The organism is Pectobacterium atrosepticum (assembly GCA_019056595.1).
Taxonomy (GTDB): domain Bacteria; phylum Pseudomonadota; class Gammaproteobacteria; order Enterobacterales; family Enterobacteriaceae; genus Pectobacterium; species Pectobacterium atrosepticum.
This window is the reverse complement of the sequence record CP036163.1, coordinates 88,928-114,470: the sequence shown is the minus strand read 5'-3', so window position 1 is coordinate 114,470 and position 25,543 is coordinate 88,928. Positions and strand designations below refer to the sequence as shown.

The 25,543-nt window shown below is 51.3% G+C and carries 23 protein-coding genes; 2 read left to right on the top strand and 21 right to left on the bottom strand.

Annotation, left to right across the window (positions count from 1 at the left end):
• Positions 1 to 26: 26 nt before the first annotated feature.
• From mukE to cmoM, 3 genes are read right to left on the bottom strand one after another with little or no spacing between them, the layout of a single operon-like run.
• Complete coding sequence (gene mukE, locus DCX48_01120) at positions 27 to 749, bottom strand: chromosome partition protein MukE (protein QXE13227.1); 723 nt, start codon at positions 747 to 749, stop codon at positions 27 to 29.
• Positions 730 to 2,055, bottom strand: coding sequence for a chromosome partition protein MukF (gene mukF, locus DCX48_01115; protein QXE13226.1), 1,326 nt, complete (start codon positions 2,053 to 2,055; stop codon positions 730 to 732). The genes mukE and mukF overlap by 20 nt, the downstream gene beginning before the upstream one ends.
• Complete coding sequence (cmoM, locus tag DCX48_01110; protein ID QXE13225.1) at positions 2,052 to 2,837, bottom strand: tRNA uridine 5-oxyacetic acid(34) methyltransferase CmoM; 786 nt, start codon at positions 2,835 to 2,837, stop codon at positions 2,052 to 2,054. Before cmoM ends, mukF begins: the two co-directional genes overlap by 4 nt.
• Positions 2,838 to 3,005: 168 nt before the next feature.
• Here cmoM and elyC point away from each other — a divergent pair, with 168 nt between their 5' ends.
• Entirely contained in the window at positions 3,006 to 3,854 is an 849-nt protein-coding gene (elyC, locus tag DCX48_01105; GenBank protein ID QXE13224.1) for an envelope biogenesis factor ElyC, read from the top strand.
• Here the strand turns inward: elyC and DCX48_01100 are convergent.
• The 12 genes from DCX48_01100 to DCX48_01045 form a co-directional block, all read right to left on the bottom strand.
• Entirely contained in the window at positions 3,806 to 4,699 is an 894-nt protein-coding gene (locus tag DCX48_01100) for a hypothetical protein (GenBank protein ID QXE13223.1), read from the bottom strand. The two genes, elyC and DCX48_01100, sit on opposite strands and share 49 nt — an antisense overlap.
• 402 nt (positions 4,700 to 5,101) lie before the next feature.
• Positions 5,102 to 6,415 carry a pectate lyase gene (locus DCX48_01095; protein QXE13222.1) on the bottom strand — a complete coding sequence of 438 codons (1,314 nt, stop codon included), beginning with the start codon at positions 6,413 to 6,415 and terminating at the stop codon, positions 5,102 to 5,104.
• A 425-nt stretch (positions 6,416 to 6,840) separates the two neighbouring features.
• Positions 6,841 to 7,593, bottom strand: coding sequence for a 3-deoxy-manno-octulosonate cytidylyltransferase (locus tag DCX48_01090; GenBank protein QXE13221.1), 753 nt, complete (start codon positions 7,591 to 7,593; stop codon positions 6,841 to 6,843).
• Positions 7,590 to 7,772, bottom strand: a complete 183-nt coding sequence (locus DCX48_01085; GenBank protein ID QXE13220.1) for a hypothetical protein — start codon at positions 7,770 to 7,772, stop codon at positions 7,590 to 7,592. The genes DCX48_01090 and DCX48_01085 overlap by 4 nt, the downstream gene beginning before the upstream one ends.
• 111 nt (positions 7,773 to 7,883) lie before the next feature.
• Complete coding sequence (locus DCX48_01080) at positions 7,884 to 8,885, bottom strand: tetraacyldisaccharide 4'-kinase (GenBank protein ID QXE13219.1); 1,002 nt, start codon at positions 8,883 to 8,885, stop codon at positions 7,884 to 7,886.
• Positions 8,882 to 10,630: a lipid A ABC transporter ATP-binding protein/permease MsbA gene (gene msbA, locus DCX48_01075; protein ID QXE17112.1), complete on the bottom strand. Its 1,749-nt coding sequence runs from the start codon at positions 10,628 to 10,630 to the stop codon at positions 8,882 to 8,884. The genes DCX48_01080 and msbA overlap by 4 nt, the downstream gene beginning before the upstream one ends.
• 37 nt (positions 10,631 to 10,667) lie before the next feature.
• Positions 10,668 to 12,941, bottom strand: a complete 2,274-nt coding sequence (locus DCX48_01070; protein QXE13218.1) for a ComEC family protein — start codon at positions 12,939 to 12,941, stop codon at positions 10,668 to 10,670.
• Positions 12,942 to 13,267: 326 nt separating this feature from the next.
• Positions 13,268 to 13,585 (bottom strand): DUF496 family protein, encoded by a 318-nt coding sequence (locus tag DCX48_01065; GenBank protein QXE13217.1) that lies wholly within the window; start codon positions 13,583 to 13,585, stop codon positions 13,268 to 13,270.
• A 329-nt stretch (positions 13,586 to 13,914) separates the two neighbouring features.
• A complete protein-coding gene (locus DCX48_01060) occupies positions 13,915 to 14,673 on the bottom strand; it encodes an ABC transporter ATP-binding protein (protein QXE13216.1) in 759 nt (252 codons plus the stop codon).
• Positions 14,670 to 15,677, bottom strand: a complete 1,008-nt coding sequence (locus DCX48_01055) for an enterobactin ABC transporter permease (GenBank protein ID QXE13215.1) — start codon at positions 15,675 to 15,677, stop codon at positions 14,670 to 14,672. Before DCX48_01055 ends, DCX48_01060 begins: the two co-directional genes overlap by 4 nt.
• Entirely contained in the window at positions 15,664 to 16,626 is a 963-nt protein-coding gene (locus DCX48_01050) for an ABC transporter permease (GenBank protein ID QXE13214.1), read from the bottom strand. The genes DCX48_01055 and DCX48_01050 overlap by 14 nt, the downstream gene beginning before the upstream one ends.
• An 11-nt stretch (positions 16,627 to 16,637) precedes the next feature.
• The gene (locus DCX48_01045) at positions 16,638 to 17,603 is read right to left on the bottom strand and encodes a siderophore ABC transporter substrate-binding protein (GenBank protein ID QXE13213.1); all 966 of its coding nucleotides are present in this window, start codon (positions 17,601 to 17,603) and stop codon (positions 16,638 to 16,640) included.
• Positions 17,604 to 17,869: 266 nt separating this feature from the next.
• Here DCX48_01045 and DCX48_01040 point away from each other — a divergent pair, with 266 nt between their 5' ends.
• A complete protein-coding gene (locus DCX48_01040; protein QXE13212.1) occupies positions 17,870 to 19,297 on the top strand; it encodes an exodeoxyribonuclease I in 1,428 nt (475 codons plus the stop codon).
• 60 nt (positions 19,298 to 19,357) lie between these two features.
• Here DCX48_01040 and DCX48_01035 read toward each other — a convergent pair whose 3' ends face one another.
• From DCX48_01035 to citF, 6 genes are all read right to left on the bottom strand, one after another.
• Positions 19,358 to 20,728 carry an APC family permease gene (locus tag DCX48_01035; protein QXE13211.1) on the bottom strand — a complete coding sequence of 457 codons (1,371 nt, stop codon included), beginning with the start codon at positions 20,726 to 20,728 and terminating at the stop codon, positions 19,358 to 19,360.
• The gene (locus DCX48_01030) at positions 20,718 to 20,960 is read right to left on the bottom strand and encodes a hypothetical protein (GenBank protein ID QXE13210.1); all 243 of its coding nucleotides are present in this window, start codon (positions 20,958 to 20,960) and stop codon (positions 20,718 to 20,720) included. Before DCX48_01030 ends, DCX48_01035 begins: the two co-directional genes overlap by 11 nt.
• A gap of 411 nt (positions 20,961 to 21,371) precedes the next feature.
• Complete coding sequence (locus tag DCX48_01025) at positions 21,372 to 22,127, bottom strand: flagellar brake protein (protein ID QXE13209.1); 756 nt, start codon at positions 22,125 to 22,127, stop codon at positions 21,372 to 21,374.
• 397 nt (positions 22,128 to 22,524) lie between these two features.
• On the bottom strand, positions 22,525 to 23,430 hold the full coding sequence (gene citG / locus DCX48_01020; protein QXE13208.1) for a triphosphoribosyl-dephospho-CoA synthase CitG: 906 nt from the start codon (positions 23,428 to 23,430) through the stop codon (positions 22,525 to 22,527).
• On the bottom strand, positions 23,408 to 23,935 hold the full coding sequence (gene citX / locus DCX48_01015) for a citrate lyase holo-[acyl-carrier protein] synthase (GenBank protein ID QXE13207.1): 528 nt from the start codon (positions 23,933 to 23,935) through the stop codon (positions 23,408 to 23,410). Before citX ends, citG begins: the two co-directional genes overlap by 23 nt.
• Positions 23,936 to 23,961: 26 nt before the next feature.
• A complete protein-coding gene (gene citF / locus DCX48_01010; protein QXE13206.1) occupies positions 23,962 to 25,491 on the bottom strand; it encodes a citrate lyase subunit alpha in 1,530 nt (509 codons plus the stop codon).
• Positions 25,492 to 25,543: the final 52 nt, after the last annotated feature.

The window sequence follows — 25,543 nt, the reverse complement described above, 5'->3', positions numbered from 1 at the left end:
TATCCCAGTAGAGGTGGGATAAGCTCTTATTCATCCTCGCCCGTTTCTGGCGCGGTATCATCGGTGCGATCGTTATCGTCGCTGTCATCTTTCAGCGACAAACTACCTTCAACAGGCATCGCTTCACCATCGCGAATCATTCGTAGCTGTGCTTCACGGGCATCATCGCCGCTGCGCACATCAGCCCCGAAGCGGAATACCGATTCAGTAATTCTGAACTTGCTGCTGTCATTGCCCATAAAGTAGATCATGCCTAACCGACGTAAGCGGTTAAGCGAGGTTCTGACTTTTTCCTGCAACTTTTGGCGATCCAGATCGGAGCCAGTGGAGCGCTGATTCACCAGCTTCAACAGCTTGCTTTCATCCGCGAGACTCAGCAGTTCCTCATAAAGCTCCTGCTGGCTGAAAATGCCTTCGTGCGCCAGGCGCTCTGGGCTCAGATAGAGATAACAGAGAATTTTCCCTACCATCATATCCAGCTCGGACAGCACAGAGCGAGGGATCAACGTGGTAGAGCGCGGACGCAGATAGAAAAACCCTTCCGGCGCGCGGATCAGTTCCACGTTGTAACGGCTGTAGAACTCCTCCAGCACCTCCTGGAAATCCATCAAAAATACGTGATTCTCCAGTTCCTCAATACCAATATGGCGCCCAGCGCGTAATTGGCTATCCAGCGCGGGAAAGAGGTTATTCGACAGCGCGGTTGCCAGCTTCACTGGCATAAATTGTTCAATATTTGTCGATGACATGGGCCTGCACCTTGGCTCCGTACTCATTGATCGCCTGCCACAATGCAGGTAATCCGGTGAAATCTGTGTCGGCTACGCCCAGACGTACTGCCTGGTCGACCACGATTCGGGCAACATCAAAATGCCGCGAGCGAGGATACTGCGCGAGGTATTCACGCATCACTTCACTCAAATCAAGCGGGATCTGTTGCGCTTTATATTTATGCAGCGCTTGCTCGACCAACGCGATCAGTTGCTCGCGCATTTCACTAAACTCTTCGTATTCCAGCTCCGGCGGCAGTTCACCGGTCACTTCTTCACTACGCAACGTCAGTTCTTCATCACGCATATCCAGCAAACGATCGGCGTTGGCAAACGTCAGCGCCCAAGGGTTATCGAAATAGCTCTGCACTGACTGACGCAACCGCTGAGCAAAGACGCGGTTTTTATCCATATCAATGGCGGTACGGATAAACTTATGTACGTGCCGATCGTAACCAATCCACAAATCTATCGTCTGCTGCCCCCAACTCACAATGCGGTCAAGTTTGTTTTGCAGGTCGAACACCAGCTTATCGACAAACTCCAGATTATGCGGGTTATTCATAATCGTATCCTGAATGCTCAACAGGCTCGTCTGCAATTTGTCACCCGCGGCTTCGAGCGTGTCCTGCAACTCACGCAGCGTAGACGAGGTTTCCGTCAGCAGTTGTTCACAACTGCTGATCGCCGCTCGCCAATCCTGATTTAACAGCGCAGCAATATCGTCTTTAACGCCCTGCTGCTGTTCATCCATCACGCGCTGCGACAAATCAATGCTGTCAAAAATTTCAGCAACGGAATATTTCAGCGGCGCAAATACGTTGCGATGCCAGTGGAACTCATCGCCGTCTTCTTCCGCCGCATCGGCCGCACGGCTAAGCTCTTGCGCCACGATAGAGAGCTGCATAGAAAGCCGCAGCGTCGAGAACTCACGTTGCCGGATATAGTAATCAGTAATACCGATCCCCAGCGGGGTCAGACGGTAAATCGCATTACCTTCCGCTTGTTCACTGGTAAAACGGTTAAGTAACCGCTGGCGCACCAAATCGTTAATCGCATTGTTGGCGCGGATGGTAATGGTTTCGCTCGTCTGATCAAATCCCTGACTCACATGACGGAAAGCATCAATCAGCTCACCTTCACTCATTTCACCATCCATACGTTCGCCATTAAGCGTGGCAATCGCCATCAAAAACGCCAAGCGTTCGGTGGGGAGGGAAATGGAGAAATCGTTTTTTCGTGCCCAGGCGACCAGTTCGGGTACAGTCTGGGAAAAATCACTCATAATGCATCCTTCAAAGGGGGTTTATGCGCCATGACATGGATATAACGGCCCAAACTCACAAAAGGCTCTTGTCGGCAATACCGCTGCTCAAGCTCCAGAATATCGGCAAATTTATCAATCTGCTGCTGCTTATTCTGCAAGTAGTCATGAAACACACGCACGCCAGTTTTTCCGCTAATAGTTAGCCCCATATCATCAAGCCAGCCGTACACTTCTTGCGGATCCAGCGGGTGATCTGGCGATAACGAACGCCGTTTATTCTTCGGCATGCCGGCCTGAACATAATCAAAGTTGCCCAGCACCATGTTACGCATCAACAGCCCGTGATGGTTATAAAACATCAAAGACAGCGCACCACCCGGCGACAGGCAATCATACAATATTTTCAGCGCCTGCTGCGGTTGCGCGACCCACTCCAGCACCGCGTGGAACAATATCAGATCGGCGGGGCTTTCCATATATTGCGCGATATCCTGTGCGGCACACTGCACAAAACGCATATTATGGCTGACACCCTGCGCAGCTGCCGCGTTTTTGGCGCGCTGAATCATCTCATCGGAAACATCGCACAACAATACCTGATGTCCTAAAGCCGCCAGACGACAGGCCATCTGCCCTTCACCGCCTCCCGCGTCAAGGATGCGCAAAGGCCGAGCCGGAAGCTTGGCCAAAAGCTCGCTAAGATCCTGCCACAATACCGCCAGCCGAAGTCTCCCCTTCGTTGTGCCATAGATATTCTGAGCAAATTTTTCGGCGATATCGTTAAAATTGCGATCCTGCATCAGTCATTGTTCCGCATCATATAAACGGGGGAAGATCGTGCAGCACCTGTCTGCGCGATGCAATTTTTTCCAGCCTGCCATTTTGGCACAGGCTGGCTTAGAATGAATGGCCTTACCGCATGATATCTTCCCAGATGCGGTTTTTTCACTCAAAAGGAATGCAATTTTATGCTTTTCACACTCAAAAAGTTCGTCGGTGGCCTTCTGCAACCTCTGCCATTGCTACTGCTTTTGATGGGTGTTGGCCTGTTGTTGCTCTGGTTTACTCGGCGGCAGCGCACGGGGAAAACGATGGTATTAGGCAGTTGGCTGATGCTTATTCTACTCAGCCTGCAACCTGTGGCCGATCGACTATTGTTACCACTGGAATCACAGTATCCAACCTGGCAGCAGACGTCACAGGCGAGCAAAGCCGACTATATTGTCGTGCTAGGCGGGGGATATACCTATAACGCGGAATGGGCGCCCAGCTCCAACCTCATCAGCAACAGCCTCCCGCGCGTCACGGAAGGCATTCGCCTTTATCATGCCAACCCCGGCGCAAAATTGATTTTTACTGGCGGGGCGGCACAGGGGAATCCTGTCAGTAGTGCGAAAACCGCGGCGCTGGTAGCAGAGAGTTTGGGTATCCCTCGGCAGGATATCGTCATTCTTGATACGCCAAGGGATACGGAAGAAGAAGCAGCGGCAACCGCTAAGATTGTTGGCGATCGCCCTTTTCTGCTGGTGACCTCAGCTAACCATCTGCCTCGCGCCATCCGCTTTTTCCAGGCTCAGGGGCTAGCACCGATTCCCGCTCCGGCGAATCAGATGGCGATCACCTCTGCGCTCAACCCGTGGGAGAAAGTGTTCCCTTCAGCTTACTATTTATCACACAGCGAGCGAGCCTGGTATGAAACGCTCGGTCGCCTCTGGCAGTTGCTAAAGGGAACCTCGGCAGCACCGCACGACGCGGAACAACCGCAGACTCACTCCAGCCAGGGAGATAGCTCGCGAGAAGCCACATCAAATAGCTGACGGTCTAACTGTCCTGTATGGATATAGCGGGACACTGCTTCCCAAATGACATAGAGCCAGCGCCGGTAGACGAAGGATTCAGATACCGGTGCTTGTTTGAGGTAGTGATAAAGCAGTTGCTCCGGCATTCCGGATTCGCAAAGCCGAAAGAGTTCATACTCTCTGGGTGCCCACAGCATCATCCCCGGATTAATCATCGCTAATAGTTGGTCGCTACGCGCATCCTTCAACATACTGCGTAGCGAAAGGTTGCCGTGCACCAACACACAGCTGTCGTCAAAATCCTCAAACAACACTTCCAGACACTGGCGCGAACGATAAAGCACGGTACGATCCTGCTGTGTGAGCTGAGGCGCATTGACATTAAGCAACGTAGACCACAGGACTTCCAGACGCTGCTGGTACCAACTGAACCAATCGTTGTCCTGTGTGCTATCGACAGAACCGACACAGCCATGGCTGTCAATTCGGTGCCAGGCCAGTACGTTTTCAACAATTTGATCCATCAGCAGCGTCCAGCGCTGGCCGCTTCTTGGGGGAGCCTCCACCGACACACCGCGCAAGCGCTCAATCAGCAGCAGTTCCCGATAAGGCTGCTGTTGCGTCAACACCAGTCCATAGACGGTTGGCAGACGGACATCGCCTTCACGCGCCAGCATCGAAAGTTTATAGGCTTCCTGCTGCGCCACCCCCTGGCAAACATAACTTTTGGCCAACAAAGGAATCGCATGACCCTCTTTATCATACAAGGCATACAGATCCGCATAGGGCTGTTCGCTTATGCGCTCAAGTCGGCTGAGGCTTTCCCCCAAAACCGTACTGAGTTCCGATTTCAACTGTTCCATAAACGGCTATACCTCAGTTGAGCCAAATAGCTCCACCCACCATGATGCGGCGAGCAGAGGACAAATACTTCAATGCAGATCAAATATACTCGTCATACTTCAAGTTGCATGTGCGTTGGCTGCACTACTCAGCCCACTCGCGTGGGCCTCGCCCCGTTGGGGTCGCTGCAAGCAGCGCTCAAATCAGCCTTTGGCGGATTTGTCACTCACCCGAATCACTTACTTATGTAAGCTCATCGGGACTCCTTCGCTTGCCGCCTGCCTGAAACTCGAATTATTTAGAGTATAAGCGGGGATCAATGACGGCAGGGATCACGCCCTGCTGAAGTTATTGCAGCAATATCCCCTGCACGTCAGCAGGGAATATCGTGAGTGACAGGCCAGTGTACTACCACGCCACTACTATTCGCGTTCAAAGGCACCCAAATCTGGAGCCGATCCTTTGTAAGGCAATTTGACATCGCCACCCTTGTTGATCAACGCGCTGCCCGAAGCAAGATGCAGGCTCTTGAGTACTGGCAAGCTACCATCCGCCTGACGCGGCGCATCCCATCCGGTGACGGAAACGCTCTCGAAATCAGCATCTGATACCACAATTTTCAGATCCCACGAGTTATAGCGCATGTTTGCCCCGTCGGAGAACGACAAGTCTTTACCGCCGTGGGAAACGTTGTTACGCAGCGTACCCAGCCCAATTGCTTTTCCGTTTGCATCAATGCCGCGGATAGCAAAGTTCGGGTTATTTTTATAGCCCGTGTTGTTAAAGAAATCGTTCGCTACCGGATGGTGGTTGGCATAAAAACCAGCTGCCTTATTTAAAAACGCAACCGAGTTACGCACGGTATGTTTCACCGCATTTGCCACATAAACACCACCGTAGCCACCGATTTTAAAACCATTGCCGTTACCTGCTGCCAGTGATTGTGTCGTCCCCGGTAGATAACCGTGCGACCAGGCCCAAGAGTTTTCAATCAACACCGGAGAATAGGCATTAATTAAATCGAAGCCATCATCTGAGTTTGACCATGCCCGGCAACCACGGAAAATATTACCTGGCTGATTAGCAGGGATATGCGCACCGAAGCCATCTCCACTTTGGCCCGCACCATTAGATGTCAGTGGGTCGTAATTATGGTGAGAGTCACTATTCAATACCAGATTATTTCCCCCACGCTGAATGAACAGGCCCGTCCCCATAATATGGTGAATATTCAACTGCTCAAATATATTATTGCTGCCCCTATTCCACACGCCCCAGGATTCATGGTTAAGGTTATTACGTTGCGGAACACCGGTTATTTCCAACCCTTTCACAGAAACCCAATCTGCGACAACGTTGAACCCTTTAACGCGGCAATCATCCTGCATCTGGCTGAAATCAAAAATTGGTACTTCTCCGCTAGACGCCCAATACTCTATGCGTTTACCTTCCGTTCCGCTCTTACTTAGCGTGATCGCATTCACTACATCAGTGCGAGTAGCACAAACGTTCAGTCCCTTAGTGAACACGTATTTACCGCCACGAACCCACAGACGGTCGCCAGCATTTAACGTTTTCTGCGCGCGATCGATCGTTTTCCAGGGAGAGTTTTTACTGCCGTTACTCGCGTCATCGCCGTTAGGTGCCATGTAATAAACCGCCGCACTGCTGCCCGCAGCTGCACCCATTAACATACCGCCGAGAAAAATTTTTGCTATATAACGTTTAGCATCCATATCATTACCATCCTTAGTTGAAATAACAAAAAACGCCATGCGAAAACATGGCGAATTGATAGTAGCATTTAAATATAAAAATAAAAGTTCCACTCGCGGCGGTTCAATTCAGGATGGGAATACATAACCTGCATAAATAAAGCGATACAGCGTAGTTTGAGAAAATTTAAGAATTTACCCGTCATACTTCAAGTTGCATGTACGTTGGCTACGTTCACTCACCCGAATCACTTACTTGAGTAAGCTCATCGGGACTCATTCCCTTGCCGCCTGCCTGAAACTCGAATTATTTAGGGTATAGTTATCTAAATAAGTACTAAATAATTTAAAAATAAAGTGATGGTCTTAAGAAAAGTTTCATGGGCATCTATTTCGTCAAGAATAGACGCCCATGAAGTACTTATAGCAGGTTAGTGTGATACGTTTTATTGACCAGCCATGACTTGTCGCACACGGGCTAGATCTTCTGGTGTATCAACACCGACGCTAGGAACGGCTTTGGCAACCGCAACATGAATCTTCTCGCCGTACCACAGCACACGTAGTTGCTCCAGTAATTCGATTTGCTCCAGTTGGCTCGGGGCCCATGTGACATAACGACGAACAAAACCCGCACGGTAGGCATAAATACCTATATGCCGGAGGAAATGATCGCCAATGGTTTCCTTCGACTGAGCAAAACGCTCTCTGTCCCAGGGAATCGTCGCTCGGGAAAAATACAGCGCGTATCCCTCAGCGTCGGTCACCACTTTTACTGCATTCGGATTGAAGGCTTCTTCACTGGTTTCAATCGGCACGGCCAGTGTCGCCATTCCTGCTTTACTGGCTGCAAGGTTTTCCGCCACCTGACGAATGATAACGGATGGAATGAGTGGTTCATCCCCCTGAACGTTAACAATGATGTCGTCATCGGTAAAACCATAGCGTTCGATGACTTCAGCCAGCCGCTCGGTGCCAGAATTATGATCGGCGCGAGTCAAACACACTTCACCACCAGCCTGCCGCACGGCAACCTCAACATCAGGATGATCGGTGGCAACAATGACGCGCTGTGCCCCTGATTCCTGTGCCCGTTCCATCACATGAACGACCATCGGTTTGCCGTTGATGTCCGCCAGCGGTTTACCCGGCAGTCGGCTTGACGCAAAGCGCGCAGGGATGATCACAGTAAAGGTCATTGCGTTATCTCGTCAGCCCCAAGTTTACGTGCCTCATTCTCCAGCAGCACAGGGATACCATCACGAACTGGATAGGCCAACCCATCGGCCTTGCATATCAGCTCCAGTTTCTCTTTATTAAAATACAGCCGACCATTACAAACAGGACAGGCAACAATCTCAAGTAAACGGTGATCCATGCTTCCTCCATCTTTGGCCGATCAATGACCGACATTTTCTTTATCGCCGTAGCAGCGATCTAATAAGTTGATACCCACAGAGGATACCTAAAATCGTAGCAGAATGACGATTTACGTTCTGCTGCCAACATTCCGATTAAGCATATATTCTAGTTTGTCGAGCAATTGCGTGCCCTGAGGCTCGGCTAGCACCGCATCGACGGGCAGATACCACCAGTTATCCTGGGCAAACGCCTTACATTTTACCGCATCTTTTTCCGTCATCAGCAACGGCTGCGTCGTATCTTGAGTCAGCAATGCGAGCTGTTCTGGCTGGTACGATTGATGGTCAGCAAAGGCAACTTCGCGTGCAATGCTGACGCCCGCATCGCGCAGCGTAGCAAAAAAACGAGGAGGATGTCCGATGCCCGCCATCGCAACCACATCATGCAACTGGCTAAGCGAGCGGGATTCACCTGACAGTAAATTAACCGCCATACCCGCCGTTAATGTCATGCCTATCTCGTTTGTTTGCGGAACACCGCCGTTAACAACGACGGCATCCACCAACGCTAGGCGACTTTCTCTTTCCCGCATCGGGCCCGCAGGCAACCACCATCCATTGCCAAAACGCCGCATCCCGTCAATCACAACCAATTCGATATCTCTTGCCAACGCATAGTGCTGTAATCCATCGTCTGTGATCACCACATCTAGCGTGTGTCGAGCCAATAATGCGCTCACAGCTTCCGCGCGACGAGGGGCTACCGCAACGGGCGCGCCAGTGCGTTGGAAAATCAACACTGGTTCATCGCCAGCCTGCACTGTCGTCACCGATTCATTCAGCAGCAGCGGATAACGTTCAGCTTTTCCACCGTAACCACGCGACACCACGCCGACACGATAGCCTCTGCGCTGCAACTGTTCGACGAGCCAAATGACTACGGGTGTTTTCCCATTGCCGCCTGCCGTCAGGTTCCCCACAACCACGATGGGCACGGGAGATCGCCAGCTTTTCCGCCATCCTAGCCGATAGCTCTGACGGATGAGAAAAGTAATGAGTCCGTATAACCACGAAAGCGGCAGTAACAGCCAATAGAGCCGCGATTGTCCGGACCAAATACGCTCAATCATTCGCCGAACTGCATTCTATGTAGTTGAGCATAGGCACCGTTAGCCGCCAGTAACGCGGTATGATTGCCTCGCTCAATAATTCTTCCATCCTCAACCACCAGAATCTCATCCGCTTTCTCAATCGTGGAAAGACGGTGTGCAATCACCAGCGCGGTCCGATCTTTTTGCAGTTCGTCTAATGCTGCCTGAATCGCGCGTTCGGATTCCGTATCCAGCGCCGACGTAGCCTCATCCAATATCAGGATTGGGCTATCACGCAGCAGCGCACGGGCAATCGCGATACGCTGCCGTTGCCCGCCAGAAAGCATCACGCCATTTTCACCAATGACCGTATCCAAACCGTGCTCCATCTTATTGATGAAGTCCATTGCATATGCCATTTTTGCAGCGCGCTCAATTTCTTCACGGCTATAGTTTTCGTTGCGGGCATAAGCGATATTGTTTGCTATCGTGTCGTTGAACAGATGGACGTTTTGAGAAACCAGCGCCACCTGATTACGCAAGGAAGACAAGCGATACTCACGTAAATCATGGCCATCGAGGAGAATCTCACCCGACTGAATATCGTAAAAACGCGTGATCAAACTAGCAATCGTCGATTTGCCTGAACCAGAGCGGCCAACCAACGCGACCGTTTTACCCACGGGGATATGCAGATTGATGTTCTTCAGCGCCAGATTTTCTCTTGCCGGATAAGCGAAATTCACCTGACGGAATTCGAGCTCACCTTTCGCACGTTCGATTTCTCGTTTACCCGTGTCACGTTCCTGTTCCATGTCCAGAATAGCGAACAGCGTCTGGCATGCGGCCATACCGCGCTGGAACTGTGCGTTCACGTTAGTCAGTGATTTTAACGGACGCATCAGCGCAATCATGGAAGAGAACACCACCGTAATCGTCCCCGCGGTTAGCGTTTCCATTACGCTAGGGAAGCTGGCAGCATACAGCACGAATGCCAAGGCCAGAGAAGCGATCAACTGAATGATAGGGTCGGAAATTGAAGAAGCAGATACCATCTTCATGCCCTGCTGACGCATCCGGTTACTGACCTGTTCGAAGCGTTTAGTCTCGACGTCCTGACCGCCAAACATCAGCACTTCTTTATGCCCTTTAAGCATTTGCTCCGTGCTGGTGGTGACGTGCCCCATCGTATCCTGCATGTTTTTACTGATACTACGGAACCGTTTGGACACCATGCGCATGGCGATCGACACAATCGGCGCAATCACAATCAGGATGATGGACAACTGCCAGCTGTAGTAGAACATCAGAATGAACAGGCCAATAATAGAGGCCCCTTCTCTGACAACAGTAATTAACGCGCCAGATGACGAAGCCGCAACCTGCTCTGAATCATAGGTAATACGGGATAATAGCGTTCCTGTTGACTGTTGATCAAAGAATGCGACCGGCATACCCATAATATGAGAGAAAAGGCGGCGGCGCATATTCATCACCACTTTGCCTGAAACCCAAGAAACGCAGTAGCTGGAGACAAAGCCCGACGCCCCCCTGACTAACATCAACCCAATAACAACCAGCGGCATCCAGAGCAATACGGAGCGATCCGCCTTACCAAATCCTTCATCCAGCAAAGGTTTAAGCAGTGAAAGCATGAGTGTATCGCCAGCTGCGTTAATAATGAGCGCAATTGCAGCAACAGCAAGCCCTGCCTTAAAAGGAGAGATCATCGGCCATAGGCGGCGAAAAGTCTGCCAGGTGGAGAGATCTTTATCATTCAGCATGTAGTGAACCTGAATAGGGAAGAAATAGCCGACCATTTTACTCATTATACCGCTCTACGCCAAACCACTGATGATACCAACGCGACGATATGTGATCCCTGAACCGCAGAACATGCCATGAATCGCTGAAAAAACGTGCACTTAATTGCCCGAATGACGCAGTATCCAACCACGAGTAGCCATATTGCCGATATCGATCGACAATCTTTACTGAAGGCAGCCGCCATGGGTTATAGCGTGCCGCTGAGGCCATAGCCAACTCAGCATTAACTGCACGAATAAAGGGAGGTGACGATGAGGTCTTACTGCCATGGTGGGGGATTTGTAACAAATTCACACGCAGCGCACTGCGTTCTAACTGAATCAACGCCTTTTCCGCATCCGACTCCAGATCGCCCGTCAATAAGACGCTGTGTTTCCCATCATCTACGCGGATAACGCAGGAGTCGTTATTTTCTGCTCTCTCGACGAGTGCTAACGGCCATAGGACGGTAAAGGTGAGATCCTGCCAGCGCCAGCGCTCACCACGCAGACAAGGGTGATGATTCATAGATTTGGTCGCGCTATATATCGTTGCTTCAGGGTAAGCGGTTTGTAGCGTCTCCAGTCCCCCGATATGATCCATATGGCTGTGGCTCAAGATAATGTTTTCTACATCGACGCCCTGCCATCGCAGGTAAGGTAGAATTTCTCGCGTCGCCATGTCGCCTCCTTCCCAGCGATTTCCCGTATCATATAGCACCGCCTTCCCACGCTGTTCGATCACGATTGCCAAACCGTGGCCGACATCCAGCATGTCCACACGCCAATCCGGCGCATCACTCTTTGTGCGAAATACCAATAAAACCAGGATCAGAGCGCCAATGCTCGCGGGATAAATTCGCCACCAGCTAAAGCGCCATATCACCACTGCGCCCCATCCCGCGATACTCCCTAGTAGCAGAGACGCATCAAGATAAATCCATCCTGTCTGTAGATAAGACAGCGGTGCGAATACCACACGCAGCGAAATATCCGCCAGCCACCATAGAATATCACTCAGCGGCGCGAACCCGATAGTGGTCAATGCCAGCAAAATCAGCGGTGTGGTAACGAAGGATACTAAAGGTACAGCCCAAAGGTTAGCGGGCAAAGAGGTGATGCTAAAACCATGGAAAATATGCAGTTGCAAGGGCATCAATAGCAATGTGATACCTGTTTGTAGATGGATCCAGCGCAGCCAGAACCACCGGCGCTGGGTCTGTAACTTATGGGGAAGCGGTGCCCACTGAAACCAGAAAATAAGCGAGGCTACCGCAAGGCAAGATAGCCAAAAACTGTCTGACAGTACGCTTAATGGATCGCTGACCAGAATTAACGCAACACACCAGAGCCAAACCTGCCAAGCTGAGCAGTTAACGCTCCGCACTTTTAGACAAACCCATACGCTAAGTGCCAGCGCAGACCGTACCGCAGGAGGGTTTCCTCCTGCCAGCCAGACATATCCCCATGCAGCCACAATACTCATCAGTAATGGGAATATGTAGCCAATCCACGGTACAGGAAAGCCATACTGTAAAGCCCGCGCCATTCCCCAACCCACCAGACCCGCGAGCACGATATGGAGACCAGAGATCGCCATCAGATGCATCGTTCCGGTATTCTGAAGTAGCGTCTTGAGTTCCGGACTAACCGTTTTCATCTCACCAAACGTCAGCGCCAGTAAAATAGAACGCCAAGGCAATCCTTGTACCTGCTGTTCTGCCTGCGCAATCGTGCGCTGGCGAAAATCACAACGGCCATCGAGTACGTTTGCCGTTAGTACACGGCCCGATAGTGGTTGTCGCTTGGCTACAGCCCAGCGTTGGCTATCAAAGCCGCCTTCATTTAGTCGACTATGGATGGGGCGAAAAGTGGCAGTGATTGCCCAGCGTTGACCACCGCACCAGTTTTGCATAACAGGTGATAAGGTAAGTTGGGCATACAGCGGAGGAAATATCCGGCGCTGGTTGACTTCCTCCAACCTAACGGTGAGCAAGGCGTCATTGTGTTCACTGAACCGTATACTGCTTATTGTCACGACAGCGTTAACTGGGTCCTGCGTGACGCGATCAATTTGCAGCAACAGAGTTTGAGCATTCAATAATGCCCAGCAAAAACTCACGGCAACAAAAGCCAGAAAGCGTATTCCCGCATGACGACATCCCACGAATATCACGCAGGTCGACAGCACAATTCCCCATAACAGCGGTGTTAACGCTGGGATCTGCGGTAAAAAAAGCAGCGGCAGGATGCCAAGCACGCTCGCCCACGCCAGACTATTTACCGACATCGTCCATTACCATGATGCACCTTCCCTCTTTCCCTGTGGTTCGCTATGGGATGTTGCAGTAACCCAGACTAATGCAACAGAACGGAAAACTCAGGTAGGGAAGCGTTTCGCAAGAAAACGACTGAATTGCAAAAAATGACATCCATAGTGCGAGCGAGATTCTAATTCTCTGGGCCTTCAGCATGTTCACCAGCAACAGAGCCATCAATAACCGGAGCATCCGCACGCAAACTAGCAGTTAACAGAAAGAAAAGGATTATGGCTTAGAGGACAAAAGAAAAAGGACCGCCGAAGCGATCCTTTTACGGTAGAAAACGGTGCTTAGGTTACTTAACTTCGCCCATCGCTTTCAGTTTCTTAGACAGCTCACGACGTTCTTTCGACAGATCGGCGTTCTTGATGATGTAGTCATCAACACGGTCTTCATAATCACCGCGCATGTTAGCGATGATATTTTGCACGTCCTCGATGGACATGCCAGGTTTAATGTATTCGCTCAGGTTGTCCAGCAGCAGAACGCGCTTCTGGTTATCACGAATTTTCTTTTCGTTGTCGACGATTTCACGTTGAAGCTTATTTTTACGACGAAACATACGCACGAATTCCAGCACATCCTGGAAACACGGCTTAGTGTCCTTATCCATCTTTAGCCCTTACCTTAAGTCATACATAAATTCTTTATGCATTCACCATACAGGTTATACCCAGCGTCTTTCAAGCAGTGCTTACGCCCTTTGCGCTAACGCATCGCTAAGCGGATACTCTGTCACCAAACCATACCCTAAATAATTCGAGTTGCATGCAGGCGGCGACCGCACGAGTCCCCAGGAGCTTACTCAAGTAAGTGACTGGGGTGAGCAAGGACAAATTGACTTAGTCGATTTGAACGTCGCTTGCGACGGCCCTATAGGGCGAGGCTCGAATATGAGCCGAGTATTGCCAACGTACATGCGGCTTGAAGTATGACGGGTATTCAGCGGTAATATACTGCGATACGTTGGTTATGAACCTCTTCAATGGCCACTTCCGTATCGAAAATATCTTCCAACACATCGGACACCATGATGTCTTCCGGTTTTCCCGTATAGATAATCTGCCCTTTGCGCATCGCAATGATGTAGTCCGAATAGGCGGAAGCAAAGTTGATGTCGTGGATAACTAGCACAATGGTTTTACCTAACTCATCGGCCGCACGGCGAATTTGCTTCATCATCGCCACGGCATGCTTCATATCCAGATTATTCAACGGTTCATCCAGCAACACGTATTCCGTGTCCTGACACAGCACCATCGCGACATAGGCCCGCTGACGTTGGCCGCCGGAAAGTTCATCTAAAAATCGATCTTTCAACTCGGTCAGGTTGAGGAAAGCCAGCGCCGCGCTGATGCGTTCACGATCGTCAGCGTTCAGTCGCCCTTTGGTGTAAGGATAGCGCCCAAAGCCCACCAGCTCTGCCACCGTTAAGCGACTGGTAAACTGATTTTCCTGCCGTAGCACGGATAAACACGTCGCCAGCTTATCGCTTGGCGTTGTCATCACATCCATGCCGTTAACTTTTACCTGCCCGCTATCGGCTTCCAGCAGGCGACTGATGATAGACAACAATGTCGACTTCCCTGCACCATTCGGGCCGATAATCGACGTAACGCCACCACGAGGCACCGTCGCCGTGACATTGTTCAATACGGTCACGTTATTATACGTTTTCGTTACATTGCCGATCTCAATCACACGGAAACCTTTTTCAGTAGCAACACAATAAACAGCGATCCACCCACAAATTCGATAACGACCGACAGCGCGCCAGACATATCCAGCAGATGCTCAAGCACCAATTGTCCGCCAACCAGCGAAATGACGCCCAGCAGGAAAGCCGCCGGTAACAACAGGCGATGTTGGCTGGAACCAATGACCAAATAGGCAAGGTTTGCGACCATAAAACCTAAGAAGGTCAACGGGCCGACCAGCGCCGTTGAAATGGCGACCAGCACGGAAACCAGCAGTAGAATGACAGTGACGCTGCGTTTGTAGTCGATGCCAAGATTAATCGCGTTATTGCGCCCCAGCGCCAGCACATCAAAACGAAAGCGCATACGCCAGATCACCACCGCGACCACTAACGTAATCACGACAGACAGCGCAACCAGTTCGGGGACAGTGCGGGTGAAGGTGGCAAACATCCGCCCCTGCAAGATGGCGAACTCACCGGGGGTCAACAGGCGCTGCATCAAGCCCGCCATGCTGCGAAACAACGTGCCGCAGATAATGCCGACCAGCAACACCAGATGCAGGTTATTGCGGCTGCCGGTAAACAGCCAGCGATACAGCAGTGCAGAGAAAATAATGAGCAGCAGCGTCTCAAGAACAAATTTGCCCTCAATACCCAGCCCCGGAATACCGGCAATGCCGAAAGTAAAGACCAGCGACGTTTGAATCAGGATAAACAGGGCTTCAAACCCCATAATCGACGGCGTCAATACCCGGTTGTTCGTCACTGTTTGGAATAGCACGGTCGATGCACTGGCAGCAAAAGCCACCAGCAGCATCGTTGTCAGCATCAGCCCACGGTGCGTCAAAATGTAGCGTAAATTGCTGCCTAGATTGATGGTCATAAACAGCACGATCACCACGACAGCCACACCCGTCAGACACAGCAATCGCTGGACAGGAGATAAGCCCGCACGTTTTTCGCTGACAGCAGCGGTCAGCACCGTATTACGTTCATTGACTGACATGGCGTTTCTGACTTAGCAATAAGAGAAGGAAAACGGCAGCGCCAATGACGCCGAGAACCACGCTCACCGGAATTTCGAAAGGATAACGAATCACGCGGCTGATAATATCGCAGCACAGTACCAGACCGCCGCCGAGCAGGCACACCCACGGAATCGTTTTGCGTACATTGTCGCCCAGCATCATGCTGATTAGGTTCGGCACAATCAGTCCGATAAAGGGCAGGCTACCGACCACCACCACCACGACGCCACTGACTATGGCAATGATGCTCAGCCCCATCAACATCACCTGTCGATAGTTAAGGCCGACATTAACGGAGAACTCACGCCCCATTCCTGCGACGGTGAAACGGTCGGCAATCCAGCAGGCGACCAGCGTTAACACGCCAACCAGCCAGAGCAGCTCGTAACGCCCCTGCAAGACACCGGAAAAATCACCTGATTCCCAACTGCCAAGCGCCTGTAACAGATCAAAATACATCGCACCAAACGTGGTGATTGAACTGATCACCGCACCCAGCATAATGCCAACCAGCGGCACAACCAGTGCAGACTTCAGCACAATCCGCTGTAACAGCATCATAAACAGGAATGTGCCCGCCAACGCAAACAGGCTCGCCACCACCATTTTGGTGATGATTGTCGCACCAGGCACGACAATCATCACCACCAGCAGGCCAAGGCTGGCCGACTGTGTGGTCCCCGCCAGAGACGGTTCGACAAACCGGTTTTGTGTCAGCAACTGCATGATAAGACCGGCCACACTCATCGCGCTGCCTGCCAGTAGCAAAGCCAGAGTGCGAGGAACGCGGCTGATAAAGAAAATATCGCGCATTTCTGGGTCGTTCCAGACGGCCTGTATGTTTAACTGCCCTGCCCCAACAAATAGGCTGACAACGACCATGCAGGCCAGAAAAAAAAGACCCAGTGAATAGTAAAAAGACTTCATTGATTCTGCCGTTATTTCTTATCCAACGCGTCGCTGACGGTACTCACGAGGTTTTTGTAGCTTTGCAGCCCCCCAGCGATATACAGCGATGCAGAATCCAGATAGACCACGTGATTGTTTTTCCAGGCGTTGGTTTTGTGAATCAGCGGATTATCCAGCACCTGTTTGGCAGATTCTCCACCTGGGCGACCAATCGCACTGTCACGGTCAAGAATAAACAGCCACTCAGGGTTCACGCTCAGCAAAAATTCTGATGTCACGACGTTGCCATGACGGCCTGAATCAGGGAACTCAGTCGCAGGTTTGAAGCCCAACTCATCAAATACGAAGCCAAAGCGCGATTTGGGACCATAGGCAGACATTTTTCCGCCGCTAATCATCAATACCAACGCATTGCCCGCGTTTTCCGTTTTGGCGCGCGTTTGGACGATCTGTTGTTTAAAGTCATCTATCTGTTTTTTCGCTTCATCTTCTTTGCCGAAGATGGTGCCCAGTTGCTCGATGCGCTGTATAAAGCTCGTCATAAACTGATGCTCATCCACATCCATCGAGATCGTCGGTGCAATGCCACTCAGTTTGTCGTAGGCATCGCGCGTGCGTCCACCGGCAATAATCAGGTCGGGTTTAGCGCTGCTGAGCGCTTCATAGACAGGTTCAAACAGCGTCCCTGCGTTCAGGTAATTATCGCTGTTGTATTTTGATAAAAATGCAGGCAGCGGCGTGCTGCTTTTCGGTACGCCAGCAATTCCTTCGGCTTTCAACGCGTCCAGCGTATCCAACGATGTCGGGTCAAACACAATTACTTTCTTCGGCGGCTGCGGAACCTGTGTAGTTCCCTGTGCATGCTCAATGCTTACCGTATGACTCCCTTCTGAAGACGATGCCTGCTGATCGCAGCTGGCCAAAACAAACATAGATGCCAATAACGTCGCCTTCGCTGCAAACGCTGCATTTAACCGCATAAGTGTGTTCTCCATTTCGCTGTTTGTTGCCGAATGCTCCTCACAGAGTCATCTACGAGGTAATAAAGAATTTAATTATCATTCGCATTAAAACGAAAATTGTAACCGAATGGACACACACATGCCTAGTGATTATGTCTCCCTTCCTATTGATGTAAGTCAGGGAAGTGATGTAAATCAGTAAAGCACCACAGAAAAATCGATTCGATGGTATCCTTGCCGTTTTCCAGTCTGTTTTTCCTAACTTCAGGCTCAGCGCATACACGTAGCTAACTGCATATATGGCCGATAAAACACAACCCACTTTTTTCATTCATGATTACGAGACATTTGGCAAACACCCAGCGCGCGATCGCCCCGCGCAGTTTGCGGGTGTCCGTACCGATATGGATTTCAATATCATCGGTGAGCCGTTGGTTATTTATTGTCGCCCGACCGATGATTACCTGCCGGAGCCAGAAGCGGTGATGATCACCGGAATCACTCCGCAGATCGCATTGTCGAAAGGCGTCAATGAAGCCGAGTTCGCCCGTCAGATCCACGACGCATTCAGCGTGCCCGGCACCTGCATTATGGGCTACAACAACATCCGCTTTGATGATGAAGTCAGCCGTAATATTTTCTATCGTAACTTCTACGATCCTTACGCCTGCAGCTGGCAGAACGGTAATTCTCGCTGGGATTTGCTGGATGCGCTACGCGCCTGCTATGCCCTGCGACCGGAAGGCATCGTCTGGCCCGAAAACGATGACGGCTTACCCAGTTTCCGTCTTGAACATCTGACGAAAGCCAACGGTATTGCGCACGAGCAAGCGCATGATGCGATGTCCGACGTTTATGCCACCATCGCGATGGCGAAACTGTTCAAGCAGGCGCAGCCCAAGCTTTTCGAGTATCTTTTTCCGCTGCGCAATAAAAACAAAATTTCCGTACTGATCGATATCCCACAAATGAAGCCGCTCGTTCACGTCTCCGGTATGTTTGGCGCGGCGAGAAGCAATACCAGTTGGATTGTGCCGCTCGCCTGGCATCCGGATAACCGTAATGCGGTCATCATGTGCGATCTGGCTGGCGATATGACACCGCTGCTGGAGTTGGACAGCGAGGCATTACGTGAACGGTTATATACGCGCCGAGATGCGCTGACTGCCGATCAAAGCGCAGTTCCGCTCAAGCTGGTGCACATCAATAAATGCCCAGTATTAGCGCCAGCTAATACCTTACGGCCGGAGGATGCGGCAAGGTTGGGCATCGACCGTCAACGCTGTCTGGATAATCTGGCGCTGCTGCGTAACAACGCAGACATCAGGGAGAAAGTGGTAGCGTTGTTTGCCGAAGCCCCCGCCTTTGCCGCGTCTGATGATGTCGATTTACGGCTTTATGATGGCTTCTTTGGCGATGCCGACCGCATGGCGATGAAGATTATTCAGGAGACCGCGCCGCAGAATCTCCCTGCGTTAGATCTCACGTTTGCCGATAATCGTCTGGAGCCACTTTTCTTCCGCTACCGCGCCCGCAATTTCCCCGGTACGCTGGATGACCGCGAGCAACAGCGTTGGCTACAGCATCGGCGTGCAGTATTTACGTCGGAACGCTTGCAGTCCTACCTGTCAGAACTCAGCGATCTGTATCAGCTTCATGAAAACGATAAAGAGAAGATGGCACAGCTCAAAGCGCTTTACGCCTATGCGCAGGAACTGGTGGGATAAGGCATAAAGAAGCGGAGCACATTGGCTCCGCTTCTTTTCATCGATAAACCATCAATTGACTTACACGGGCTCTTCACTGCATTGCGGCACCGGCTGACGAAAACTACGCGTCACAAACGCCAGATATAACAACCCGATCGTTGCCCACACCAGACCCAGCGTCATCGAACTGGCTTCCAGATTGACCCACAGCGCCCCCACCGTCAACGCACCCATCACGGGCAGCACGAGGAAGTTAATAGTGTCTTTCACAGTACGGTTGCGACGTTCACGGATATAGAACTGTGAAATCACCGACAGGTTCACGAACGTAAACGCCACCAGCGCCCCGAAGTTAATCAACGCGGTTGCTGTCACCAGATCGAACGAAACCGCAGACAGTGCAATCACGCCAACCAGCAAGACGTTCAACGACGGCGTACGCCATTTCGGGTGGATGTAGCCGAAGAAACGCTCAGGGAACACGCCATCACGCCCCATCACATACATCAGGCGAGAGACACCTGCATGTGCAGCCATACCGGATGCCAGCACCGTGACACAGGAGAACACCAGAATGACGGACTGGAAGAATTTACCCGCCACATACAGCATAATTTCCGGCTGAGAAGCATCAGGCTCTTTAACGCGCGAAATATCCGGGAAATACAGTTGCAGGAAATACGCCACGGCAACAAAGATCACGCCGCCGAACAGCGCCGTCAGGAAGATGGCTTTGGGAATCACCCGGCCCGCATCATGCGTTTCTTCTGACAGAGAGCTGATGCCGTCAAAACCCAGAAACGAGAAGCAGAGAATGGTTGCCCCAGTGATCATAGGCACGACATGGGCGTCCTCGGACCAGAACGGACGCGTGCTGGTCAATGTACCCGCACCTTCACCCAGATAAACACCGTGAATCACCAGACCCAGGAACACCGCCATGATAGCGACCTGTACCACCACGATAATGGAGTTCAGGTTAGCAACCAGATTGATGCCACGCAGGTTAAACAGCGTCATCAGCCCGACCAGCGCCGCCACAAAAATCCATGACGGAACGCCGGGGAAAATCGCTTCCAGATAGATTTTCGCCAGCAGGATGTTGATCATCGGCATGAACAGATAGTCCAACAGTGACGACCAGCCGACCATAAACCCAACGTGCGGGCTAATCGCTTTTTGTGCATAGGTATAAGCAGAACCGGCAGACGGGAAACGTTTTACCAATTTGCCGTAGCTCAGCGCCGTGAACAGAATAGCGACCAACGCAAACGCATAGGCGGTAGCCACATGACCGTCAGTCAGGCCAGACACGATACCGAAGGTATCAAAAATGGTCATCGGCTGCATGTACGCCAGCCCCATCATGACAACGGGCCACAGCGTGAGTGTTCTTTTGAGCTGAGTACGTTTTGTGCCAGCATTAGGCAGATGCGTATCAAGCGACATGACGCACACCTCCGTTTATCACGGCAGACGCGGCATTGTTATCTGCGAACGCACTAAAGTCGTACTCGAACGTACTGAAAATAAGAGAGTGGATACAGGGATCGCCTGAATCACGATGAGAAGAGGTGGCTGTAACAGCACCAGAGATAACCTGCGACTGCGTCGCGCCATAACCAATACCTTTGCAGCACAAACCGGCGGGCACCGGTGCGAAACGTGTTAATTGCCCCATCTTTCCTTTCCTCACTGTGCTCACAGGCACACACAAAATTATCTATCCGGATCGTTGTCCGGCCTCTTTCGTTGAAGACCCTATACCCAGCAAACCTGAGTCACAGAGAGAAGGTAAGAACCACACCAATACCCCTGTAACCTGAAGTATGACGAGCATAAATGTAAAAAAATAACCGACGCTATTAGACGTCGGTTATTTTGCAAGGCGCGTATTCTGCCCCAGACGATCTCATCTGACAAGGCTCTGAGAACGTTAGAAACCATTTATTTATCCCCGTGATACTTCAAGCCGCCTGTACGCGGGCTTTCGCATTACTTATAGGTAAATAAGTCGGGCGATACGTTAATTCTCGTAATGAAAAACGTTGCTGTTATGTGTGAAGCCCAAACAAAGGGTTGCACTTAAAAATTACAATTCCTGGAACCGCTTTTTCTTTTCGTTTTGTAATTTTTCCAACTCAAAAATCACCTGCTGAAGATCCCGTTCCTGTGCCGCGTTCAGTGAAGGGAACTTGAAGCTCAAACGCTGAGTCAGTTTCAATTCGCCTTTGTTATCGACGATCTTCACCATTGCCTGGCCGACAAACTGCAAATCCACGCAGAAAAAACCGTGGTCAGCAAGATCCATCTCCACGCTTTTAATGATGTCCCCTTCGGTCAACAGCCCCGTGGTATCGCGGTCGGTATACAGACTTAATCCCCCCAGAGAGAGATCTTTGATGGTGAACGTGAAAACACTGTCATCCGGCAGTTCGCCACGGCAGGTCAACGGCGGCCACAGTGGCGTATTGATGCGGAAATAGGTTCTGCGCTGGATAAGATAAAGGAGTTCAGGAATCTGCGCGCTAAAGGCAGGCAGTCCGTCGTAGTTCACCGTTTTCGCAATTTCAGCATTAAATTCAACTTTCGCGCCAGCAGGCTCGGCAATGAAAGACAACGCGCCCGCATACAGCGCACGGCTATTTTCACGCTCAATGCCGCCTAAATCGAAGACAAACAGGTTATTATCGGGTACAACGTCAAGAATTTTGCTGATGAATTGTCCATGAGAATGATGGACCATCAGAGACGTATCATTCTTCTTTAACTCGCGCAACGTTGCACAGATAGCCAGTTTGTTGCGCTTAACAAACTGCTCTTTCAAATTTTCATTCACCGCTTTCATCCCCACCATTATTTACATGGATTATGTGTCAATGGCTTATATTGATGCACGCCTCTCCGTTATCTTTCAAGTCCCATGTGTGCCATACACGATGCCACAGCACTGGCTGCATATCGAAAACGATTACTCGGAGTACCTGAAACAGCATGATACCTACCCTAAATAATTCAAGTTACAAGAGGGTGGCAAGCGAAGCGAAAATTCGCCGGGAACGAATTTGGTTAGCCAGCACATGGTAACTCGACGTATTACGGGTAGAAGTTGGTGAAAACGATATCGGCAATTTTCTCAATAACCTTAGTGGAAAAATCAGAAAAGTGTCAACGAGCTGTCAAATGATGGGAATCATCGACGTAACCATCACAAGGCCAACTCGCTGTTTTGCAACATATGTTCGCTATTCGGTAGGATAGTGATACAGCAGCCAAGTTAAGGCCAGTAGATCGGCACTGCCGCCCGGACTAAGATTTCTGGCAATCAACGCCTCATCCATCTTTATCAGAGCCTGACGATCCAGTGGGCCAGCCAGTAATCTCTGCGCATAGTCTTGCACAAACGCTAATCCATCCATTCCGCCGCGCGAAACGACGTTGGTGTCAGGATTGTAGGCCATCAACACCAGCAGCGTCTGCAATAGGGCCGTTTCGTCGTCCATCCCAGCAGCAATAGCCTGCTGCAAAGCGGGCAAGGCGTGCTGGCATACGGTATTGAAGCCGCTAGCGGCCTCCCCCCTCGCGCCCGTTAAGCCATGCCGCTGATAGAGATGCTCACCCGCCGTTGCGGCTCCAGAGCACGTCTCTAGCTCATTACGCACCAACTCGTGACACATTGCGGCCACGCTGTCGCACAGGCTACGCTGCGTCACCCGTTCTCCCCGCGCAGTCAGCCAACCAGCGGCGGTACACAGCAGGCCAAACGCGAAAATCCCACCTTTATGGGTATTCACACCTTTTGTCGCTGACAACATCGTCTGCTCACAGGCGATGCCAATAGGGCGAACCTGAGACAACAGCTGCGCTAGCGGTACGTTAGCATGCTGATAGCCCGCGTCGGTAAAATGTCGGAACCAAGGAGAAATCGCCTGAATACTGGTCTGAAACAGCGCGACATCCATATCGCGATGAGATCCATTATTGGCGCGATCCACCAGTCCAGGCTTCGGCGTCAACATAACTTCCATCGTCAGCGCGTGTGCCACGCGCTGGTCGATATCCGGTAGTGAGTAACGTTCCCGATACTCACTGACGACGGAACGAGAGACCGCGGCCGACAGTACACCGTCAGGCTGGCGTAAAGTAGGCATTGACCTTGTCCTCAATGTGTTCAAGCAACTCGGGAAGTGAATGCCGACGTGAACGGCTACAAGCGTGTGCCATCTGATCGCACAATAGGCAGGCGCGTCCGCTGTGCGCCAGCATGGATCGACCAATCGATCCTTCTTCTGGGCTGAAGATGTCAAAATCCCATAGCCGGCCCAGTTCATGGTTATCCTCCAGTACGATGGTCGCCGCTTTCACTGACAATGCATCTTTGGTGATTGCCCACAGCCCTTCCGCCCCCGTTGCCAGCCAGAATGTCTGCTTTTCCAATACTGTCCAGCCGCGCGTCTGGCACAGTGAGGCAAATGCCTTTACGGCTTCCGCCATCACCTGCCGATAGCCTTCGCTATCTTTTACCGGCCCAGGCGTGACCAGCGTCAGCGACACCAGCGTCGCACCGTGCCGAGCGAGCCATTCTTGCTGGCGAACTGCGCGGCGTTCCTTCGCCGCGAGTAAGGTTTCCAGAGTGATGGAAACAGCATTTGTCATCGTCGATTCCCTCATGCGTTTACCGCTTATTCGTTGGCTTCTTTAACCTGACGAACAACGTCAATCACGCTACCATCGCGATAACGAATAACGCCGACGATGCGATCGTGAAATTCGATAGCGCGTGGCTCACCAACAAGCGCAATCGCTCGTTGATAAAGTGCCTCAATCGTCATCACATTCAGCCCCGCCTGTTGCAGGCGTTCAGCAACCTCTGGACGCGCCGGGTTTACGGCAATGCCGTGATCGGTCACCAGTACGTCGATACTCTCTCCCGGCGTAACGCGCGTCGTCACCTGACGTACTACGGTCGGGATACGGCTACGAATCAGCGGTGCAACGACGATGGTCAGGTTCGCTGCCGTCGCGACATCACAGTGTCCGCCGGATGCACCACGCATCACGCCGTCTGAACCGGTGATCACATTGACATTGAAATCGGTGTCAATTTCCAGCGCGCTGAGAATCACCATATCCAGTTGATCGCAGCAGGCCGCTTTAGAACTCGGATTGGCATAAACGTTGGTGGAAATCTCAACATGATTCGGATTCTTCGCCAGCGACGCGGCCGCATTGGCATCGAAGCACTGGGTATCGATCAGTTTTTCGATCAGCCCTTTCTCATGCAGGTCGACAATACCGCCGGTGATACCGCCCAGCGCAAAACGCGCCACAATATTTTGCTGACGCATTTTATCTTCAAGGAAACGCGTACAAGCCGTAGAAGCTGCACCGGAACCCGTCTGAATCGAAAAACCGTTTTTGAAATAACCTGCATGTTCAATCACATCTGCGGCTGAACGGGCAATCAGTAATTCACGCGGGTTGCTGGTAACACGCGCCGCGCCGACGCTGATTTTGGCCGGATCGCCCACTTCATCGACCTGAACGATATAATCCACCTGATCTTGTACGATGCTGGCAGGCATATTCGGGAACGGCACCAAAGCTTCCGTCAGCAGTACCACTTTTCGGGCAAACTGCGCATCGACCATAGCGTAGCCGAGCGAGCCACAGCTGGATTTCCCAGCGGTGCCGTTGGCGTTACCAAACTCATCGCTGCACGGAACGCCCAGGAAAGCGACGTCGATATTCAGCTCACCGCTTTGCAGCAGATGGACACGGCCGCCGTGAGAATGAATCTGTACCGGTTCTTTCATTAATCCGTGGGAAATCGCATCGGCCAGCTTGCCGCGCATCCCAGAGGTATAAATCCGGCTGATCACGCCCGCTTTGATGTGCTCAATCAACGGCGCGTTACAGCTCATCAGCGAGCTGGATGCCAGCGTCAGATCGCGAAAACCCATGCGCGCCAGCGTATCAATCACTCGGTTAATGACCTTATCGCCTTCGCGGAAATGGTGATGGAAAGAGATCGTCATCCCATCCTTCAGCCCGCTGTGACGAATCGCGTCTTCCAGATCGTCACACAGTTTGCGTTCATGTTTTTGTTCAACATCGTTCAACCATGGCGTATTTTGATTGGCGTTGACGAAGGGTTGCAGATGACGTTTTTCTGGGTACTGCTTTTGCAGTGCTTCAATAAAATGACTCATTGTCTAATCCTGTGATTCCTGAGAGCGGCAATTGCGGTGTAATCACGCAACG

Bases quoted from the DNA above. Each gene is read 5' to 3' on its own strand.
- DCX48_01070 (QXE13218.1), bottom strand. From the start codon at position 12,941: ATGTCGGTAAATAGTCTGGCGTGGGCGAGCGTGCTTGGCATCCTGCCG.
- DCX48_01050 (QXE13214.1), bottom strand. From the start codon at position 16,626: ATGAAGTCTTTTTACTATTCACTGGGTCTTTTTTTTCTGGCCTGCATG.
- DCX48_01055 (QXE13215.1), bottom strand. From the start codon at position 15,677: ATGTCAGTCAATGAACGTAATACGGTGCTGACCGCTGCTGTCAGCGAA.
- mukE (QXE13227.1), bottom strand. From the start codon at position 749: ATGTCATCGACAAATATTGAACAATTTATGCCAGTGAAGCTGGCAACC.
- mukF (QXE13226.1), bottom strand. From the start codon at position 2,055: ATGAGTGATTTTTCCCAGACTGTACCCGAACTGGTCGCCTGGGCACGA.
- DCX48_01095 (QXE13222.1), bottom strand. From the start codon at position 6,415: ATGGATGCTAAACGTTATATAGCAAAAATTTTTCTCGGCGGTATGTTA.
- elyC (QXE13224.1), top strand. From the start codon at position 3,006: ATGCTTTTCACACTCAAAAAGTTCGTCGGTGGCCTTCTGCAACCTCTG.
- DCX48_01025 (QXE13209.1), bottom strand. From the start codon at position 22,127: ATGAAAGCGGTGAATGAAAATTTGAAAGAGCAGTTTGTTAAGCGCAAC.
- citF (QXE13206.1), bottom strand. From the start codon at position 25,491: ATGAGTCATTTTATTGAAGCACTGCAAAAGCAGTACCCAGAAAAACGT.
- citX (QXE13207.1), bottom strand. From the start codon at position 23,935: ATGACAAATGCTGTTTCCATCACTCTGGAAACCTTACTCGCGGCGAAG.
- DCX48_01090 (QXE13221.1), bottom strand. From the start codon at position 7,593: ATGACCTTTACTGTGATCATCCCTGCGCGCTTTGCGTCAAGCCGACTG.
- DCX48_01040 (QXE13212.1), top strand. From the start codon at position 17,870: ATGGCCGATAAAACACAACCCACTTTTTTCATTCATGATTACGAGACA.
- DCX48_01065 (QXE13217.1), bottom strand. From the start codon at position 13,585: ATGGATAAGGACACTAAGCCGTGTTTCCAGGATGTGCTGGAATTCGTG.
- DCX48_01030 (QXE13210.1), bottom strand. From the start codon at position 20,960: ATGGGGCAATTAACACGTTTCGCACCGGTGCCCGCCGGTTTGTGCTGC.
- citG (QXE13208.1), bottom strand. From the start codon at position 23,430: ATGCCTACTTTACGCCAGCCTGACGGTGTACTGTCGGCCGCGGTCTCT.
- DCX48_01085 (QXE13220.1), bottom strand. From the start codon at position 7,772: ATGGATCACCGTTTACTTGAGATTGTTGCCTGTCCTGTTTGTAATGGT.
- cmoM (QXE13225.1), bottom strand. From the start codon at position 2,837: ATGCAGGATCGCAATTTTAACGATATCGCCGAAAAATTTGCTCAGAAT.
- msbA (QXE17112.1), bottom strand. From the start codon at position 10,630: ATGCTGAATGATAAAGATCTCTCCACCTGGCAGACTTTTCGCCGCCTA.
- DCX48_01080 (QXE13219.1), bottom strand. From the start codon at position 8,885: ATGATTGAGCGTATTTGGTCCGGACAATCGCGGCTCTATTGGCTGTTA.
- DCX48_01045 (QXE13213.1), bottom strand. From the start codon at position 17,603: ATGGAGAACACACTTATGCGGTTAAATGCAGCGTTTGCAGCGAAGGCG.
- DCX48_01035 (QXE13211.1), bottom strand. From the start codon at position 20,728: ATGTCGCTTGATACGCATCTGCCTAATGCTGGCACAAAACGTACTCAG.
- DCX48_01100 (QXE13223.1), bottom strand. From the start codon at position 4,699: ATGGAACAGTTGAAATCGGAACTCAGTACGGTTTTGGGGGAAAGCCTC.